Below are 17,323 nucleotides of genomic sequence, written 5' to 3'. Positions count from 1 at the left end.
GCATCCTTCGAGGCCGCCTGCGGCGGCACCTCAGGATGAGGTCGTCTATTTTGTGTAAGGCTCTGAGGTAGCGCGAAGCGGCCTCTAAGGATGCCCGAAAAATACCGATTTCCACGGCCAATCGGCCGTTCGGGCGGACCATGCGGACGGCCGGCCCGGGAAATCGCGTCGTTTGATCGCGCCTTTATGATTGGCCTCTTCCCGTCGACGCCACGTTCGTTATATCCTACCAGATACATCGAAGAGGCGCTCGCTGGTGTCCGGTCCCTCCATCCTTCATCGTCCGCACGTGCATGCCCACGGCCTCCGGCCGTTCGGGGCGCCGTCGACGTTCGAGGCCAAGGGCAGCGTCGTCTATGGCAGGGGGCGCCACCACATCTGGGATCTGGCGCCGACGCTGCACTGCTCGCTCATCGGCACCTGCCTGACCACCGGCGAATTGCGCCAGCTGTTCGCCAAGCTCGACTTTGCCGACGCCCGCACCGCCACCGACCACACGCTGCATGCCCGCGCCGTCGCTGCCGCCGGCAAGAGCGATGTTGCCGGCAAGCTCTTGAACAAGATGCTCGACAAGCGCCACGAGGCGCCGATCAAGCGCTTCGCCAGGGCCACCACGGTCGAGGAGGTGCGCGCGCTGTGGCTGGAGGCGCTGGAGAGCGGCGACATTCCCGGCGCCTATTGGGCGGTGTTCACCCATCCGGCCACCGATCGCCCGCTGCTGAACGAGGTGTTCGGCGAGGTGCACATGCTCTCGCACCTCGTCGGCATGTCGAACCGCGCCGATATTGCGCGCCTGCGCCTGCTGGAACGCGAGCTTGGTGCGCGTGACGAGAAGATCGCGCGGCAGGAAGCCCGGCTCCAGCAGCAGGCGCTCGACAAGGCGGCACAGGCCGCGCGGATCGAGCAATTGGAAGCCGAGCTGCGGCGCTCCACAGGACGGGTGATCGCGGCGCCCATCGCGCCTGCGGATGACGGCGAAGCCCTCAGGGATCGCCTCGCCGATGAGCAGGAGCGCTCGCGTACCCTCGCCGCGCGCTGTGACGAACTTGCCCGCACGCTGCAGGAGAGCGAAGCGAAGGTGGCGACGCTCGGCTCCGTCGCCGCTGCACTCGCGCAGGAGAACGCCGCGTTGGAGGCCGCCGCCGCGCTGCTGTCGCCCGAACCCGAAGAGGTCGCCGCGCCCGATCTGACCGGCCAGACGCTGCTCTATGTCGGCGGCCGGCCGAAGCTGATCGAGCAGCTTCGCCTCTTCACCGCGCGTTGCGGGGGCGAACTCATCGATCATGATGGCGGCATCGAGGACAAGGCCGGCCTGCTGCCCGGCCTGATCAGCCAGGCCGACATCGTCTATTTCCCGGTCGATTGCATCAGCCACCGCGCCGCCGAGCAGGTGAAGCGGGTCTGCCGCCAGCTCGGCAAGCCGTTCCTGCCCTTGCGCAGTGCAAGCCTCGCCAGCTTCATCGCGGCGGTCGGCAGCGGCAATGCCGCCCCGGCATTGGTCGGCGATACCGTCTGACCGGCGCTGGCCGATCTGCCCAGCAGATTTTCCCCAGCGCAGATTTTCCCCAGCGCAGAATCCTGCTGACCCAATAGTTCGAACCCATACCGGTGCAGTATGGCCCGATGGTGAAACAGCATTTGCGCCGTTAGTCGGCCCATGGTCCGCTTCCCTCCAAATAGAGAAGCAGACCTCGGGACGGAGACGATATGAGGCGCATGGATGTTGCGGTCGCAGGCACCGGACGGTGCAGCGGCATTCCAACCGAAACACTGGCGGTAAGCCTGCAAGACGATCGCCTCGTCTTTTCGCCGGAAGCGGCCACGCTGGGTCACCAGATGGAGGTCTGCTGATGCGTCGCAACACCCCCAAGGGCATCGGCCTTGCCATCATCGGCGCCGGGCGCGTCGGCCTGTTCCGCGGCGCGGTGGCGGCCCGCCATCCGGCGGTGGAATGGATCGGCCTCGCCGAGATCAATCCGGACCGCGGTGCCAAGGTCGGCGCGGAGATCGGCGCCGACTTCGTCACCACCGACCATCGCGAATTGCTGAAGCGCCCGGAAGTCACCGCGGTGATCGTCGCCACCGACGAGCATCTGCATGTCGATCCGGTCATGGCGGCGCTGGAGCGCAAGCTGCCGCTCCTGATCGAGAAACCGCTGGCGACCCATCTCGATGCTTCCGCCCGCGTCTTGAAGGAGATCCGCGCCTCCGGCGTCGATGCCGTGGTCGGCTACACCCAGCGCTTCCGCCGTCGCTGGCTGGCGGCGAAGGAAAAGGTGCGTACCGGCGCGCTCGGCGACGTCACCATGGTGACGTCGCGCGCCTTCATGAACCGGCTGGTGGCGATCGACAATTACCGCCGCTCGGATGCGCCCGAGACCATCTCGCCAATGGTGATCTCCGGCACCCACGCGCTCGATATCGTCATGTGGTACCTGGAGGCCAAGACCCCGGTGGAGGTCTATGCCCGCTCGGTCGACAAGGTGCTGGGGCCGGACTATCGCGGCATCGACGGCACCGCCGGCATGATCATGATGAGCGACGGCTCGATCTACCATCTCAACATCTCCTGGGCGTTGCCGGTCACCTGGCCCGGCGCGGTCTACAGCCTCGAGGTCGGTATCGTCGGCACCACCGGCGTGCTCACCATCGACGACACCCACCGCGACATCGTGATGGCGGTGTCGGCGCCGCAGGCCGAGGGCTATCTGCCGGACAAGAGCCGCCTGGTCGATTTCCTGGGCTCCTATCCGCCCGGCGACATGGCGCTCGGCGAATTGCGCGGGCCGATGCGCACCGAGACCGAATCCTGGCTCAACCGCATCGCGCTCGACCTGCCGACACAGCATGCCACGGCGGCGGAAGCCCATAACCGGCTGATGCTGACCAAGGCGCTTGATCTCTCCGCCAAGCTGAAGCGCCCGGTGAAGCTGCCGCTCGAAGTCGACGCCGAAAAGGAACTCTTGCGCGAGGCCGCGATGGCCTGACGCGTTCATCCATCGAAGACGACGGCGCAAGCGGCAAAAACCACGCGGCGCCGGAACATCCCTGGGAGGGGAAACGATGACCAAGCGCATTGATCGACGCTACGTACTCGGCGCCGCTTTGGCGGCCGCGGGCATGCTCGCGGCGCCCGCCGCCTTTGCCCAGTCCGACTATCCGAACCAGCCGATCACCATGATCGTGCCGTTCGCGCCGGGTGGCGCCTCGGACTTCGCCGCCCGCCTGCTCCAGCCGCGGCTCTCCGCCATTCTCGGCCAGCAGATCGTCATCGAGAACCGCGACGGCGCCGCCGGCAATGTCGGCATGGACCTCGCCGCCCGCGCCAAGCCGGACGGCTACACGCTGTTCCTCGGCAATGTCGGCACCATCTCGATCAACCCCTACATCTTCTCAAGCCTCAGGGTGAAGCCGCTGCAGGACTTCGCGCCGATCTCCATCGTCGCCGACACGCCCGGCCTCCTGATCGCCAATCCCAGCTTCCCGCCGAACAACGTCAAGGAACTGGTGGAATATGTGAAGGCGCGGCCCGGCCAGGTGAACTTCGCCTCGCCCGGCACCGGCAGCGTGAACCGGCTGGAGATGGAATCGTTCCGTCGCGAGGCCGGGCTCGACATGGTGCACGTGCCTTACAAGGGCGGCGCTGGCCCCGCCACCGCCGATGTCATGGGCGGCCATGTCAGCCTGATGTTCGTCACCATCTCCTCGGGCATCAACCATGTGAAGGGCGGCCGGCTGAAGGCGCTCGGCGTCTCCACCAAACAGCGCGTGCCGCAGCTTCCCGACGTGCCCACCATGACCGAGCAGGGCTATCCAAAGAGCGTCTCGTCGTCCTGGCAGGGCATCCTGGTGCCTGCCGGTACGCCGCAGCCGATCATCGACAAGCTGCACGCCGCCGTCGTCGAGGCGATGAAGGACGAGACCATCCGCGCCCGCATGGGCGAGTCCGGCGTCATCGCCGTGTCGAGCGCCACCCCGGCGGAATTCAAGCAATACATCCAGGCCGACGCGGACAAATGGAGCGCGATCATCAAGGAGATCGGCGCCAAGGCGGATTGAGCCGGTACGCCGCCTTCTGCTTCAGCATCCTTCGAGGCCGGCCGGAAGCCGGCACCTCAGGATGAGGCCGTACTCCCAGAGGAACCTCATCCTGAGGTGCTCGCGCAAGCGAGCCTCGAAGGATGCCCAAGCCGAGCGTCGATCCCCAGCCTCCGAAGGCATTTGCCCAAACGCCCCCTGGAGCCTCCATGAATATCCGCCTCTCCACCGACTTCCTCACCGGCCTGCTGTTCTGCAGCCTCGGCGCCATCGCCATCATCATCGGCGCCAAATATCCGCTCGGCACCGCGGCGCGGATGGGGGCGGGGTATTTCCCGCTGATCGTCAGCATCGGCCTCATCATCCTCGGCGGCATCTTGCTGGCGCGCTCCTTCCTCACCGAGACCGAGGAGGTCGGCACGGTCGATCCGCGGCCGGTGCTGGTGCTGCTGGCGAGCGTGCTGGCGTTCGGCTTCCTGATCGAGGATTGGGGCTTCCCGCTCGCCGGCCTTGTCGTGGTGGTGGGGGCGAGCCTGGCGGGTCGCGGCTTCAAGCCGGTGGAGACCGGCCTGCTGGCGGTCGGCCTCGTCATCTTCTGCACGCTGCTGTTTTCCTACGGGCTGGGTCTGAACCTGCCCGGCACGCATCTAAGGTGGTGAGGGCGGCATGGAACTGTTCAACGACCTGCTGCTCGGCTTCTCGGTCGCGCTGACGCCGGCGAACCTCGCCTACGGCTTCCTCGGCGTGCTGCTCGGCACCATCATCGGCGTGCTGCCCGGCCTCGGGCCGGTCGCGACCATCTCCATCCTGCTGCCGGTGACGTTCGCGCTGCCGGCGCCGGCGGCGCTGATCATGCTCGCCGGCATCTATTACGGCGCACAATATGGCGGTTCGACCACGGCGATCCTGGTGAACCTGCCAGGCGAGAGCTCATCCGTCGTCACCGCCATCGATGGCTACCAGATGGCGCGCAAGGGCAAGGCCGGGTTGGCGCTCGCCACCGCGGCGCTGTCCTCATTCATCGCCGGCACCATCGCCACCGTCATCATCGCGGTGGCCGCACCTGCACTCGCGGAGGTGGCGCTCGATTTCGGCCCGGCCGACTATTTCTCGCTGATGCTGTTCGGCCTGATCGCCGCGGTGATCCTGGCCCATGGCTCGGTGATCAAGGCGGTGGGCATGATCCTGGTGGGCATCCTGCTCGGCACCATCGGCATCGACGCCAATACCGGCCTGGAGCGATATACCTTCGGCATTCCGGCCTTCGGCGACGGTATCGACTTCGCCGTCATCGCCATGGGCATGTTCGGCATCGGCGAGACCATCGCCAATCTGGAGCGCCGCGACGAGAACCGCACCTTCCTCAATGAGGTGCGCGGGCTGTGGCCGTCCTGGACCGACATCAAGTCGTTCCTGAAGCCGGCACTGCGCGGCACCGTGCTCGGCGGCTGCCTCGGCCTGTTGCCGGGCGGCGGCCCGGTGCTGGCCTCCTTCTCCACCTATGCGCTGGAGAAGAAGCTGTCCAAGGATCCGAGCCGCTTCGGCCATGGCGCCATCGAGGGCGTCGCCGGTCCGGAGGCGGCGAACAATGCCGCCGCGCAGACCGCCTTCATCCCGATGCTCACGCTCGGCCTGCCGTCCAGCGCGGTAATGGCGCTGATGATCGGCGCCCTGATGATGCAGGGCCTCTCGCCCGGCCCGCAACTGATGAACCAGCGCCCGGACCTGTTCTGGGGCCTGATCGCCTCGATGTGGCTCGGCAACCTGATGCTGGTGGTGCTGAACCTGCCGCTGGTCGGCATCTGGGTGAAGCTGCTCTCGGTGCCGTACCGCATGCTCTATCCGGCGATCATGCTGTTCTGTTGCATCGGCGTGTACTCGATTCACAACAACGCGCTCGACGTGGTGCTGGCAGCGATGTTCGGCGGCTTCGGCTTCCTCTGCTCGCGGCTGCGCTGCGAGCCGGCGCCGCTGCTGCTCGGCTTCATCCTCGGCCCGCTGATCGAGGAGACGCTGCGCCGCGCGCTGCTTATCTCGCACGGCGACCCGCTGGTGTTCGTGCAGCGCCCGATCAGCCTCTCCTTCCTCATCCTCGCCTTCTGCCTGCTCATCGTGCTGGTGGCGCCGATGATCCGGGTGACGCGGCAGAAGGCGTTCGAGGAGGGTGCGGAGTAGGGGACGCCCTGCTTCAGCATCCTTCGAGGCCCGGCGTTGCCGGGCACCTCAGGATGACGTGGTTGCAAGAGCGACGTCATCCTGAGGTGCGAGCACCAGCGAGCCTCGAAGGATGTTCAAGCCGAGGAACAAAAAAGGCCGGGCGCGAGCCCGGCCTTTCGATTCGATTGAACAAGCCTCACGCGGCGCCGACGAGCGTGCGTTCCGCCGGCATCTGCCAGGCCGAGCCTTCCGACAGCGCGCTGAAGATGCCGCGCTGCGCCAGGGCGTCAATCTCGGCGCGCAGCAGGCCCATCACCGCCTGCGCCGCCGCGCTTACCTGGTCGCCGACATGGGCGAGCATGATGGTGCGCGACAGGTTCACGCCGCCGACGGCAAGGCCGGTGAGCAGGCCGTCATTTATCTCCTTGCGGAATGCCGAGATCGGCATGATCGAGGCGCCGCGGCCGCGCAGCAGCATGCGGCGTATGGCTTCCACCGCATCGATCTCGCACTCCACCTCGATGCACACGCCGTGCGAGGCGAGCTGTTCGTCGACCATGGCGCGGATGCCGCGCGTCACCAGCATCGGCATCGAGGCCAGTTCGTCCAGCGTCACCACCGGCGACACCCCGCGCTGGTGGCGCGGCATGACCACGACGATCGGCTCGGTCAGCACTGCGGTGAAGCGCAGCGCACGGTTCGGCGGCGGGTTGGTGAGCAAGGCAAGGTCGACCTGACCGTTCAGCACGTCGACCTGGAGCCGGCGGGTGAATTCCTCGATGATCTTCAGCTGGATGTTCGGGAAGCCCGAGGTGCAGCGCTCGACCAGGCCCGGCACCAGCAGCGGGCTCAATGTCGGCGAGATGCCGACGACGACGCGCCCGGTCGGCCCCTCGCTGCCAATATTCAGCTCCTCGGTGGCGCGGGCCACTTCCTGGAGGATGCGGCGGCTGTGCTGCAGGAAGCGCCGCCCGGCGAAGGTGAGCTGCACTCCGCGCGGCAGGCGCACCAGCAGCGGCGTGCCTATCTCGGTCTCGATGCGCTGGATGTGCCGGCTCAGCGCAGGCTGCACGATGCCGAGGTCACGCGAGGCCCGCGTGATGCTGCCGAGTTCGGCAACGCGAACAAAGGCTTCGATGCTGCGCAGTTCCATGTCGGCTTCCTCCGGTCGGGAGCGCTTGTCGTGTCGTTCGCACCCGTTGTTGTTTGGGGTTCCTCACGCCGATGCCGGCACGCGGAACACCCGCAAGGCGATTGCCAGCATCGAATAATAGCCAAGCAAACCAGTGAGTTCGACCACCGTCCGGCGACCAAAGCGCGAATTGGCCGCGGCGAACAGTTCGTCCGGCACTTCGCGGTCGCGATAGAAGGCGGCTGCGAAGTCATGCACCAGAGCGGCGTCGGGATCGCTGAAGTCCGGCCGGCGCTTTTGTGCCAGCGCCTCGATCTCGGTTTCGGGCACTCCGGCCTTGCGGGCCTCGTGGGAATGCACCTCGAATTCGTAGTCCGCGCCCCAATAGGCCGCGGTGGTCAGGATCGCGGTCTCGGACAGGCGCGGCGGCAGGCCGGTGCGGTAGCGGCAGAAGGCGCCGACGGCCTGCACCAGTTCGCACAGTTCCGGATTCTCCAGATAGACATGGAACGGTGCCGGCACGGCGCCGGCGCGCGGGCGGGCGATATTGTCGAAGACCCGGCGCTGCTCATCGCCCAGCTCCTCACGGGTGAGGGCCCGGTAGCGCGGCTCGGTGGTAGTTGTGTTCAATTCCATTCCCTCTCACGCGCTCGCGGCGGCGCGGCCGGGCTGGCTGCCGGTCTCCACCGGCACCGGCGCATTGGTCGCCACCGAACGGCAGATCGCCTCGAGCACGGCGATATTGCCGATCTTCTGCGCGTCGGTGAACACATACGGCGAGCCGGCGGCGATCGAGCGGGCGAAGGCTTCGAGATTGGCCTTCACCGTGTCGGCCCACTCATAGTCTCGCACTTCGACCCGGCCGTCCTTGTGCTGGACGGTGAGTGTGGTCTTGCCCGGCGTGTCGGGATGGGTGTGGTTGCGCGCCTCGACCCAGGCGTCGGAGCCATAGACAGTAATGCCGATATAGTTCGGCGTCACCAATATGGCGTTGAGATAGCCGGTGGCGCCGGAGGCGAAGCGGGTCAGCACCGAGACCACGTCGCCATTCGCCCGGTTCGAGGCGCGCTGCGCCGTCGTCGCATAGACCTCGGTGATCGGCCCGAACAGGTCGATGAAGCCGTCGGTGAGATGGATGCCCATCGCCGTCATGCCGGCGGCAGGCGCATCGACCGGGGAGGCGCGCCAGTCGCCCGCCGGGACCTCGGCGAGCTTGTCATGGCTGAAATTGGCCTCGACATGCATGAAGGTGCCGAGCGTGCCGCTGTCGACCAGGCGCTTGATCTCCAGCATGGCCGGCTCGTAGCGGCGCTCATGGCCGATGCCGAGCTTGACCCCGGCGGCACGGCAGGCCTCGACCGAGCGCTCGGCGTCAGCGCGGTTGAGCGCCAGCGGCTTCTCGCAGAACACATGCTTGCCGGCCTTGGCGATGGCCAGCACCTGCCCGGTGTGCAGCGAATGCGGGGTGCACAGGATCACCGCGTCGATGGTCGGGTCGGTCAGCACATCGTCCCAGCGCGTGGTGACCGGGATGCCGTATTCCGCGGCGAAGGCGGCCTGCGCATCCGAGGTGTCGATGGCGACGACGATGCGCAGCTCGGTGGAATCCGCCATGCGGCGGATCATGTGCTTGCCCCACCAGCCAAGGCCGGCAATTGCGGCGCGGATCATGCGTTTCCTACCCTTTTCGTTGCGATGCTTGTTGTCAGGCCCGGGCGGCCGCCTCGACCGTCTCCGGGTGAGCGGCCGGCACCCAGAAGGCGCCGGTCGAGAAGATCAGCGGTTCGCCGTCGCGATGCATGGCACGCTCGACCCGGCCGAGGAAGATCAGGTGGTCGCCAGCTTCGATGATGTTCTCGGTGCGGCATTCGAAGCGGGCGATGGCGCCCTCCACCAGCGGGCAGCCATTCTGGCCGAGCCGGTGCTCGACGTCGGTAAACTTGTCCTCGCGCGGCGTCGAGAAGTGCCGGCACAGCTTCTTCTGGTGGGTGGCGAGCACATTGACCGCGAAGCAGCCGGCTGCCTTGAAGCCCGGCAGCGACGGTGCGCGGCGCTGCAGGCTCCACAGCACCAGCGGCGGATCGAGCGAGACCGAGGAGAAGGAATTGACCGTCAGCCCTTCGAGCTTGCCCTCCGGCGTGCGGGTGGTGACCACAGTGACCCCGGTCGCGAAGCGGCCGAGCGCCCGGCGGAAATGGCCATGGTCCTCGGGTTCGCGGAATTCGATGACATGATCGCTCATGAGATGAGGGTAGGCCGGCTTTTTCCGCTGTAGAAATGATATGATCTGCTTTCCCTCATCAGGAAACATGATGCCGGCATGAGCGACACCCTGCGCGATATCCGCCTTTTCGTGGCTGCCTATGAAGAACGCTCCTTCACCGCCGCGGCGGAACGCGAGCACGCCACGCAGTCCGGCGTCTCCCAGCACATCCGCAAGATCGAGGACCGCTTTGCCGTCCGGCTGTTTGCGCGCGGCAGCGGCATGGTGCGCCCGACCCCGGCGGGCGACAGCTATTACCGCCATTGCATCGAATTGCTGCGGCTGAACGAGATCGCCAGCCGCTCGGTCGCCGGCTATGGCGACGGGCTCGACGGTGACATGGTGGTGGGGCTGATGCCGACCATGACGCGCAGCGTGCTGGCGCCTGCCCTGGCGCGCTTCGTCGAGGCGCATCCCAATGTGGTGGTGCGGGTGCTGGAAGCTTTCTCCAACACCCTGACCCAGCAGGTGCGCAGCGGCGACCTCGCCTTCGCCATCGTGCCGGCCTCGACCGGCGTGGTGGGCGTGAAGACCACGCGCTTTGCCTATACGCCGGAGGTGCTGGTTTCGGGGCTGGCCGCCGGCCGGCGCCACATGGAGCCGATCAAGCTCGCCGATCTCGGCCCGCTCAAGATCGTGGTGCCGAGCGCGCAGAATGTGCGCCGCACCAATCTCGAGACCTATTTCAACGCCACCGGCGTGCAGGTCGAGCGGCTGCTGGAGCTCGACGCCATGATGGGCGCGCTCGATTTCATCGCCAGCACCGACTGGGTGGCGATCCTGCCCGGCCTGATGATGGCGGAGGATGCGACAAGCCAGGCGCCGCGGCGCTGGACCGTCAACCCGCTGGCGGATCCGCCGGTCGGCATCGAGCTGGTGCTGATCGAGCCGGCCCGCCGCCCGCTGATCCCGGCGGCGGCGGCGTTCCTGGACATGCTGCGCGAGGAGACACGGAAACTTGGGGCCGTGTGGGGGGAAAGCGCCACGCCTCAGGAGGCCACTCAGAAAGACACCACGTCATCCTGAGGTGCGAGCGAAGCGAGCCTCGAAGGATGCCCATCCCCGATGGCCGTCTTCTGCTTCAGCATCCTTCGAGGCCCGGCTGTCGCCGGGCACCTCAGGATGACGTGGTTCTATTCACTCCGACCCATAATAGCCCCCGGTCGCCTTGCCGTCGGCGGGATTTCCCGCGATGCCGTGGGTGGTGTCCTTGACCACGAAGAACAGCACGTCCTCTTCCGGCAGCGCCACCGTGGCGTGGACCACGTTGGGCGGGAAATAGATCAGCGTGCCGGGGCCGGCGATCTGGTCTTCCTCGCCCTCGATGCTGACCCGGAGCCGGCCCTGCACGACGTAGTTCCACTGCTCATTGGGATGCGAGTGCGGACGCGCGCCGGTGCCGGCGGCCTTGTGCATCAGCCCGCATTGGGTGCGGATGCCCTCCACCACGCTGCCGAAGGCAGTAGAATAGGCGGCGCCTCCGGGAATGCCCTCTAACTTGGCGAGCTGGAACAGATAGGCGCCTTCGCCGGCCTTGAAGGCGCCCTGGTTGATGGTCTGCGGCTGCGCGGTCATGGCGTGCGGTTCCTGCTCACGGCTGGCGGGAGGTGAAGGTGGCAATGCCGAGCTGGCCCGCCAGTTCGTCGAGCTGGCGCTGCAGCGGCGCGGGGATCGGCACGCCATGCTCGCGCCGCTCGTCGCGGCGCACCGCGCGCTGGTCGCCCGGCATGCGGATCTCCTCGACACCGGGCAGCGGCGTGTCGCCCCGCAATTCGTCGAGCTGGCCCTTCAACAGATTGGCGAAAACTGCCATCGGCATGAAGCGCTCGACATCGAGCGCCAGGATGAAATGGCCTGTATTGGTCTCGGTCGAGTTGTCGGCGTTGAAGTCGACCACCTCGCTGCCGAAGGCGGCATTGTTCAGCGTGCCGGCCAGTATGCCGAGCACCAGCGCGAGGCCGCTGCCCTTGTGGCCACCGATCGGCAGCAGCAGCCCCTCGCCGGTGCGCTTGGGATCCGTAACCGGGGAGCCGTCACGCTTGCTGACCAGCCAGCCCTCCGGCAAGGCCTTGTCCTGCATCACGTATTTCTTGACGGTGCCGTAGGAGACGATGGTGGTCGCGATGTCCAGCACCACCGGCGGCTCGTCGCCGCAGGGTATGCCGACGGCCAGCGGGTTGGTGCCGAGCAGCGAGGAGGTGCCGCCCCACACCGCCATATGGTTGGAGCTCGCCACCACCGAATAGATGCCGACCATGCCATGCTTCACCGGCATCTCGGCATAGAGCGCGGCGGGGCCGGCATGGTTGGAGCGGCGCACCCCGACCCAGGCGACGCCGGTATAGCGTGCCATCTCGATGGCGGTCTCGGTGGCCGTGGTCATCACCAGATGGCCCATGCCGTTGTCGCCATCGACCAGCGCCACCGCGGGCCCCTTGCGGGCGACACTGATGTTCGGGGTCGGATTGACGCCGCCGGCCCTCAGCCGCCGGACATATTGCGGCAGGCGGAAGATGCCGTGGGCGTCGGCGCCGGTGAGGTCCGCTTCGACCATCATCTCGGCGACCTTGGCGGCGCCCTCGGCCGGCAGGCCGCAACTCCTCATGGCGTCGGAGATCATGCTCCCCAGCACCTGCGGGGCAAAACGGCGAGGGGACTCGACCGGCGTATCGGTAACGGCGTGCACGCTCACTTGCGGTCTCCCGCATGCGAATCCTTCGCGTGCGAGTCCCTCGCATGCTCGGAGGCGATGCTGTGGGTCTTGCCGGTCTCCATCAGCGTGCGCGTCGCGTCGACGTCGGCATAGGTCCAGAATATCTCCAGCTTCTCGGTGTCCGACACATTGCGGAAGCGGTGCGGGATGTTGGGCGGGATCCAGGTGGTGTCGCGGGCCTTCAGCGCATATTCGACGCCGCCGATCTCGAAGACAGCTTCGCCTTCAAGGACGATCACGCTCTCCTCGCAATTGTGGCAATGCAGCGCGATCGCGGCTTTGGGCCCGAAGCTGGTGATGCCGTTGAGCAGCTTTTGCGAGCCGAGCTCGCCGGTGACGAGCCGCACCGTGCGGGCGCCGCCGCCACGCTCGGTGACCGGGAGTTCGTCCGGTCGAAGCACGGCGGCGGAAGGGGCGTTGCCGGCGCTCATGCGATGGCCTTCGCCTTGGCGTCCACCGTGCCGCTGACGCCGAAGAAGCCGGCCGCGGTGCCGCCGAGGATGGCGTCGCGATCCGTCTCGGCGAGGCCGGCCTCGCGCACCTGACGGGCACATTCCAGCGTGCCCATGTCGAACGGATAGTCGCTGCCGAGCAATATGTGGTCGGAGCCGAACGTGTCGGTGAGATAGCGCAGCGCCGGGCCGTAATGGGTCAGCGTGTCGAAATACAGCCGGCGGATCGAGACCTCCGGGCTCTCCTTGATGAATTTGCGGCACTCCGGCCGCTCCTTCCAGCCATGGATCATGCGGCCGGTCTGGAACGGCATGAAGCCGCCGCCATGTACGAAGCAGATCTTCAGGTTCGGGTAGCGCTCCAGCACGCCGGAGAACACCAATGAGGCCGCCGCGATGGTGGTCTCCAGTGGATTGCCGATCAGGTTCTTGAGGTAGAAATCCTTGGTGCGGTCGCCCGCCGCGGTCTTCTGCGGATGCACCAGGATGAAGGCATCGAGTTCCGCCGCGGTCGACCACACCGGCTCCAGCGCCGGATCGTCGAGGTTCTTGCCTTCGACATGCGAGCCGATCTGGATGCCGCCGAGACCGAGCTTCGACACCGCGCGGCCGAGTTCGTCGGCGGCGCGCTTCGGGTCCTGCAATGCCACCGTGCCGATGCCGAGGAAGCGGTCGGGATGCTTGCGCACCAGATCGGCAATGGCCTCGTTCTGCACCGCCGACAACGCGGCGGTGAGCGCGGGATCCTGCTCATAGAGGAAGGTCTGCGGGCAGTTCGACAGCACCTGCAGATCGATGCCGGCAAAGTCGAGATCGGCAAGGCGCTTGTCGAGATCCCAGCCGCCGCGCGGGAACGGACGCTGCACGATGTCGGCGACCTTGAGCACGCCGCCTTCGGCATCGACCTCGCTGAGGCGCGGGCCGATCTCCGGGGCCTCGTTCCGCATCAGGCGCATCATCTCCTCGGTCAGGATATGCGCATGGACATCGATCACGGGGGTGGCAGTCATCGGAGCTCCTAGTCGGAAGAATTGGAAACGAGGCCATCGTCCAGACGGGCGCGGCGCGCGGCGCGGCGATTCATCAGGGCGTTGAAGATCGGCAGCACCAGCGAGGCGATGACGAGCAGCGCCAGCACGGCGGAGAGCGGACGCTGCACGAAGATCGCCATGCTGCCCTCGGACAGCATCAGCGACTGCCGCAGCGAGGTTTCCATCAGCTGTGCCAGCACCACGGCGAGCACGACCGGCGCGCGAGGTATGTCGGCGCGGATCATCCAGTAGCCGACCACGCCGAAGAACAGCGTCAGCCCGACATTGAACAGGCTGAGGCTGGTGGCATAGGCCCCGACCAGCGAGATCATCAATATGCCGGGCACCAGGTAGGAATACGGGATGCGCAGCACCGAAGCGAAGATCGGCGCCATCGGCAGGTTCATGACCAGCAGGAACACATTGCCGATGAACATCGAGGCGATGAGCCCCCAGACCAGGTCCGACTGCTCGGTGAGCAGGCCTGGGCCGGGTCGGATGCCGAGCAGCACCAAAGCGGCAAGCAGCACCGCGGTCGAGGCCGAGCCGGGAATGCCGAGCGCCAGCATCGGCACCAGCGCACCATGGGCGGCCGAGTTGTTGGCGGATTCGGCGGCGGCGACGCCGTCGAGCGCACCGCGGCCGAAGCGTTCGGGGTGCTTGGAGAATTTCTTCTCGACCACATAGGCCAGCAGCGCCGCCACCGTCGGGCCGGCGCCGGGCATCAGGCCGATGAGGAAGCCTATGGTGCCGCCGCGCAGCACCGCCATGCGGCACTCGGCCCAGTCCTTGGCGGTGAGCCACATGTCGCGCAGCCGGGTCTTGATCGGCTCGACATGCTGGGTCTGCTCCATCGAGACCAGAATCTCGGCGATGCCGAAAATGCCGATGGCGACGGGCAGGAAGTCGATGCCTTCCAGCAGCTCCAGCGAGCCGAAGGTGAGGCGCGACGTGCCCTGGATCGGATCGGTGCCGACCAGCGCCACCATCAGCCCGAGCGCGGCGCCGATCATCGCCTTGATCGGCGAGCCGGTGCCCATGCTGGCGGTGGCGGTGATGCCGAGCAGCGCCAGCAGGAAGTATTCCGGCGCCGAGAAGCTGAGCGCAAAGGCGCTGAGCGCCGGGGTGAGGAATACCAGCGCGGTGACGGCGCTGATGCCGGCGAGGAACGAGCCGATCGCCGATATGGACAGCGCCGCGCCGGCTCTGCCCTGCTTGGCGAGCTGGTTGCCGTCCACCGCGGTCATCACGCTGGCGGCCTCGCCCGGCACGTTCACCAGCACCGAGGTGAGGGTGCCGCCATACATGCCGCCATACATGATGCCGGAGAGCATCACGAGGGCGGTCACCGGCTCGAGGCCGAAGGTGACGGGCAGCAGCAGCGCCATGCCGGCGGCCGGCCCGATGCCGGGCAGCACGCCGATCAATTGGCCGAGCGTGACGCCGATGAGCACGAACAACAGGTTCGTCGGCGTCGACGCGACCGCAAATCCTTGGGCAAGTGAGGCGAGGGCGTCCATGGTCCGTCCGGTTCTGGCGAGCGGGCTCAGATGCCCAGCACCCCTTGCGGAAGAGAAATGCCGAGCCAGGCGATGAAGACGCCATAGACGATGCCGACGGTGATCGCCGTGGTGGCAAGGCTCGGAATGAGCGGCCGCCGCTCGACGGCGAGCAGCAGGAACAGGCAGAAGACGACGCCGGAGAGGATCAGCCCGAGCACCGGCACCGCCAGCAGCATGATCCACAGCGCGGCGGCGACCTCGACGACGCGCAGGAAACCGTGGCGATCCGGAAAATTGTGCGGCTCGTGCTGTTCGCGGCGTAGCGCCGTGAACAGCAGCAGCAGCGACAGCACGATCCCGGCAATCCCCACCCAGAACGGCGCGAACGCCGATCCGGGTGCGAATTCCGACCAGTATTCGAGCTGGTGGGTGCCGATCATGACGGCGACCGACAAAGCGAGCACGATGAGTGCCGTGACGATGTCGACCGTCCTCATGCCGGCCTCCCTTTCGTTGACGATGCTCACTGGCCGGCCGGAGGAGCCTTGGCGAGGCCGAGGTCCTTCAGCAGTGCGAGGTGCTCTTCATGCAGCTTGGCGAGGTGCGCCTTGGCCTGCGAGGCCGGGATCATCTCGCTGCGCAGGAAGTTCTCCTTGATGCTCGCCTGCCATTCCGGATTGGCGACCAGCTTGGCGATGGCGTCGTCCCAGAACTTCACCGTGCCGGCGTCGAGATCCGGCGGGCCGGCGAGACCCCAGGCCTGGCCCCACACCACGGCGAAGCCCTGCTCCTTGGCGGTGGCGAGGTCCTTCAGCTCCGGCTCGGTGCGGCGCTTCTCGGAGAGGATGGCGATCATCTTGGCCTTGCCGCTCTTGACCAGCGGCAGCGCCTCGGAGGGCGTCAGCGTCATCATGTCGACATTGCCGCCGAGGAAGGCGGCCTGCGCGGCGCCGCCACCGTCGAACGGTACATAGTTCAGCTTCACCTTGCCGGCCTTCTCGACCAGGCCCGCCACCATGTGGTCGGTGGAGCCGCTCTGCGCGCCGGCAACCTTCACGCTACGCTCGCGCTGGGCGGCGAGTGCCACGAGGTCCTTCAGGCTGTTGACCGGCGAGGAGGGCTGCACCACCAGCACCAGGTCGCCCTGGATGAACATGCTGATCGGAGTCAGCTTGTCATAGACGGTGGCGAGACCCTGGGTGATCGGGGTGGTGAGGATCGGCTGGGCGATGCACAGCACGATGTTCTTGTCGCCCTTCTTGGCGAGCACGAAATTGGCGGCGACCATCCAGGAGCCGCCGGTGCGGTTCTGCACCACCAGCGGGTTGGTGATGATCTTCTGCTCATTGAGGATCTTGGCGGCGCGGCGCATCAGCACGTCGGGCGTGCCGCCCGGGCTGGTGCCGGTGGTGATCTCGATGGGGCCGGTCGGCGCGGTCTGCGCGGAAAGCCCGGTGGGCAAGGCGGCAAAAGCGAGCGTGGCGCCGATCGCGGCAAGCGCGGTGCGCCTTAGGCGGAAATGCTGGGTCTCACGAATGGTCATGGCGTTCCTCCATTGGCCTATGCGGCGACAGCGTCGTTTTCGACGTCTTCTGCGGAAGCTAAGGACGGTGACGCATATGTGTCAAGTTGTGCCTCATATATTCGTAGATACTCTCCCATGTCTAAAAAGCATGGATGTAATACAAATCGGCATATGTTTTGGTTGTACGAAATATAATCGGTAGAACGTGCATTGTTCGGTGATATTCCGTTGGGGATTATCTGTAACGAACAAAGATGATGTCGTTCTTCGTGGCAGAGGAGCAGGGCGCTCGGCTTGCGCATCCTTCGAGGCTCGCTGCGCTCGCACCTCAGGATGAGGTCATTTTTTGAGATGAACCTCATCCTGAGGTGCCCGGCGACGCCGGGCCTCGAAGGATGCTCAAGCCGAGCGACACGCCCCCGAGCGCATTAGAACTCCTGATCGGGCGCATCAGTTCTTATCGTTTCTGTTAATGCAGACGCGCCGCTAGCGTCCGGCCTGAACGGACAC

Annotated in this window: 17 protein-coding genes; 6 read left to right on the top strand and 11 right to left on the bottom strand. The window is 66.5% G+C overall.

What is annotated here, in order from left to right; all coding sequences use genetic code 11:
- Positions 1 to 256 precede the first annotated feature (256 nt).
- From G3545_RS13460 to G3545_RS13440, 5 genes are all read left to right on the top strand, one after another.
- Positions 257 to 1,516: a DUF2325 domain-containing protein gene (locus G3545_RS13460; protein ID WP_170013376.1), complete on the top strand. Its 1,260-nt coding sequence runs from the start codon at positions 257 to 259 to the stop codon at positions 1,514 to 1,516.
- A 334-nt stretch (positions 1,517 to 1,850) separates the two neighbouring features.
- Positions 1,851 to 2,987, top strand: coding sequence for a Gfo/Idh/MocA family oxidoreductase (locus G3545_RS13455; protein WP_170013374.1), 1,137 nt, complete (start codon positions 1,851 to 1,853; stop codon positions 2,985 to 2,987).
- A gap of 76 nt (positions 2,988 to 3,063) precedes the next feature.
- Positions 3,064 to 4,059, top strand: a complete 996-nt coding sequence (locus G3545_RS13450; RefSeq protein WP_170013372.1) for a tripartite tricarboxylate transporter substrate binding protein — start codon at positions 3,064 to 3,066, stop codon at positions 4,057 to 4,059.
- Positions 4,060 to 4,247: 188 nt separating this feature from the next.
- Complete coding sequence (locus G3545_RS13445; RefSeq protein WP_170013370.1) at positions 4,248 to 4,697, top strand: tripartite tricarboxylate transporter TctB family protein; 450 nt, start codon at positions 4,248 to 4,250, stop codon at positions 4,695 to 4,697.
- A 7-nt stretch (positions 4,698 to 4,704) separates the two neighbouring features.
- On the top strand, positions 4,705 to 6,213 hold the full coding sequence (locus G3545_RS13440; RefSeq protein ID WP_170013368.1) for a tripartite tricarboxylate transporter permease: 1,509 nt from the start codon (positions 4,705 to 4,707) through the stop codon (positions 6,211 to 6,213).
- Positions 6,214 to 6,391: 178 nt separating this feature from the next.
- On the opposite strand, the gene G3545_RS13435 is transcribed toward G3545_RS13440, so the two are convergent.
- The 4 genes from G3545_RS13435 to G3545_RS13420 form a co-directional block, all read right to left on the bottom strand.
- A complete protein-coding gene (locus G3545_RS13435; protein ID WP_170013366.1) occupies positions 6,392 to 7,348 on the bottom strand; it encodes a LysR family transcriptional regulator in 957 nt (318 codons plus the stop codon).
- Positions 7,349 to 7,411: 63 nt separating this feature from the next.
- Positions 7,412 to 7,963: a carboxymuconolactone decarboxylase family protein gene (locus tag G3545_RS13430; RefSeq protein WP_170013364.1), complete on the bottom strand. Its 552-nt coding sequence runs from the start codon at positions 7,961 to 7,963 to the stop codon at positions 7,412 to 7,414.
- Positions 7,964 to 7,969: 6 nt separating this feature from the next.
- The gene (locus tag G3545_RS13425; protein WP_170013362.1) at positions 7,970 to 8,998 is read right to left on the bottom strand and encodes a Gfo/Idh/MocA family oxidoreductase; all 1,029 of its coding nucleotides are present in this window, start codon (positions 8,996 to 8,998) and stop codon (positions 7,970 to 7,972) included.
- Positions 8,999 to 9,032: 34 nt separating this feature from the next.
- Positions 9,033 to 9,569 (bottom strand): flavin reductase family protein, encoded by a 537-nt coding sequence (locus tag G3545_RS13420; protein WP_170013360.1) that lies wholly within the window; start codon positions 9,567 to 9,569, stop codon positions 9,033 to 9,035.
- 78 nt (positions 9,570 to 9,647) lie between these two features.
- Here G3545_RS13420 and G3545_RS13415 point away from each other — a divergent pair, with 78 nt between their 5' ends.
- Positions 9,648 to 10,616 carry a LysR family transcriptional regulator gene (locus tag G3545_RS13415; protein ID WP_170013358.1) on the top strand — a complete coding sequence of 323 codons (969 nt, stop codon included), beginning with the start codon at positions 9,648 to 9,650 and terminating at the stop codon, positions 10,614 to 10,616.
- A gap of 111 nt (positions 10,617 to 10,727) precedes the next feature.
- Here G3545_RS13415 and G3545_RS13410 read toward each other — a convergent pair whose 3' ends face one another.
- Genes G3545_RS13410 through G3545_RS13380 form a run of 7 tightly spaced genes read right to left on the bottom strand, consistent with a single transcriptional unit; the run spans position 10,728 to position 16,831 of the window.
- Entirely contained in the window at positions 10,728 to 11,165 is a 438-nt protein-coding gene (locus G3545_RS13410) for a cupin domain-containing protein (RefSeq protein WP_170013356.1), read from the bottom strand.
- Positions 11,166 to 11,181: 16 nt separating this feature from the next.
- On the bottom strand, positions 11,182 to 12,282 hold the full coding sequence (locus tag G3545_RS13405) for an Ldh family oxidoreductase (protein WP_170013354.1): 1,101 nt from the start codon (positions 12,280 to 12,282) through the stop codon (positions 11,182 to 11,184).
- Complete coding sequence (locus tag G3545_RS13400) at positions 12,279 to 12,734, bottom strand: cupin domain-containing protein (RefSeq protein ID WP_170013352.1); 456 nt, start codon at positions 12,732 to 12,734, stop codon at positions 12,279 to 12,281. The genes G3545_RS13405 and G3545_RS13400 overlap by 4 nt, the downstream gene beginning before the upstream one ends.
- Positions 12,731 to 13,765 carry an amidohydrolase family protein gene (locus tag G3545_RS13395; protein ID WP_170013350.1) on the bottom strand — a complete coding sequence of 345 codons (1,035 nt, stop codon included), beginning with the start codon at positions 13,763 to 13,765 and terminating at the stop codon, positions 12,731 to 12,733. The genes G3545_RS13400 and G3545_RS13395 overlap by 4 nt, the downstream gene beginning before the upstream one ends.
- 8 nt (positions 13,766 to 13,773) lie before the next feature.
- Positions 13,774 to 15,306: a tripartite tricarboxylate transporter permease gene (locus tag G3545_RS13390; RefSeq protein WP_170013348.1), complete on the bottom strand. Its 1,533-nt coding sequence runs from the start codon at positions 15,304 to 15,306 to the stop codon at positions 13,774 to 13,776.
- A 26-nt stretch (positions 15,307 to 15,332) separates the two neighbouring features.
- Positions 15,333 to 15,785, bottom strand: a complete 453-nt coding sequence (locus tag G3545_RS13385; protein WP_170013346.1) for a tripartite tricarboxylate transporter TctB family protein — start codon at positions 15,783 to 15,785, stop codon at positions 15,333 to 15,335.
- 26 nt (positions 15,786 to 15,811) lie between these two features.
- Positions 15,812 to 16,831, bottom strand: coding sequence for a tripartite tricarboxylate transporter substrate binding protein (locus G3545_RS13380; RefSeq protein ID WP_170013344.1), 1,020 nt, complete (start codon positions 16,829 to 16,831; stop codon positions 15,812 to 15,814).
- Positions 16,832 to 17,323 lie beyond the last annotated feature (492 nt).

The sequence above is a fragment of the Starkeya sp. ORNL1 genome (assembly GCF_012971745.1).
GTDB lineage: Bacteria > Pseudomonadota > Alphaproteobacteria > Rhizobiales > Xanthobacteraceae > Ancylobacter.
Note: the sequence above shows the minus strand (reverse complement) of the source record. Positions and strands in the feature narration are given on the sequence as shown.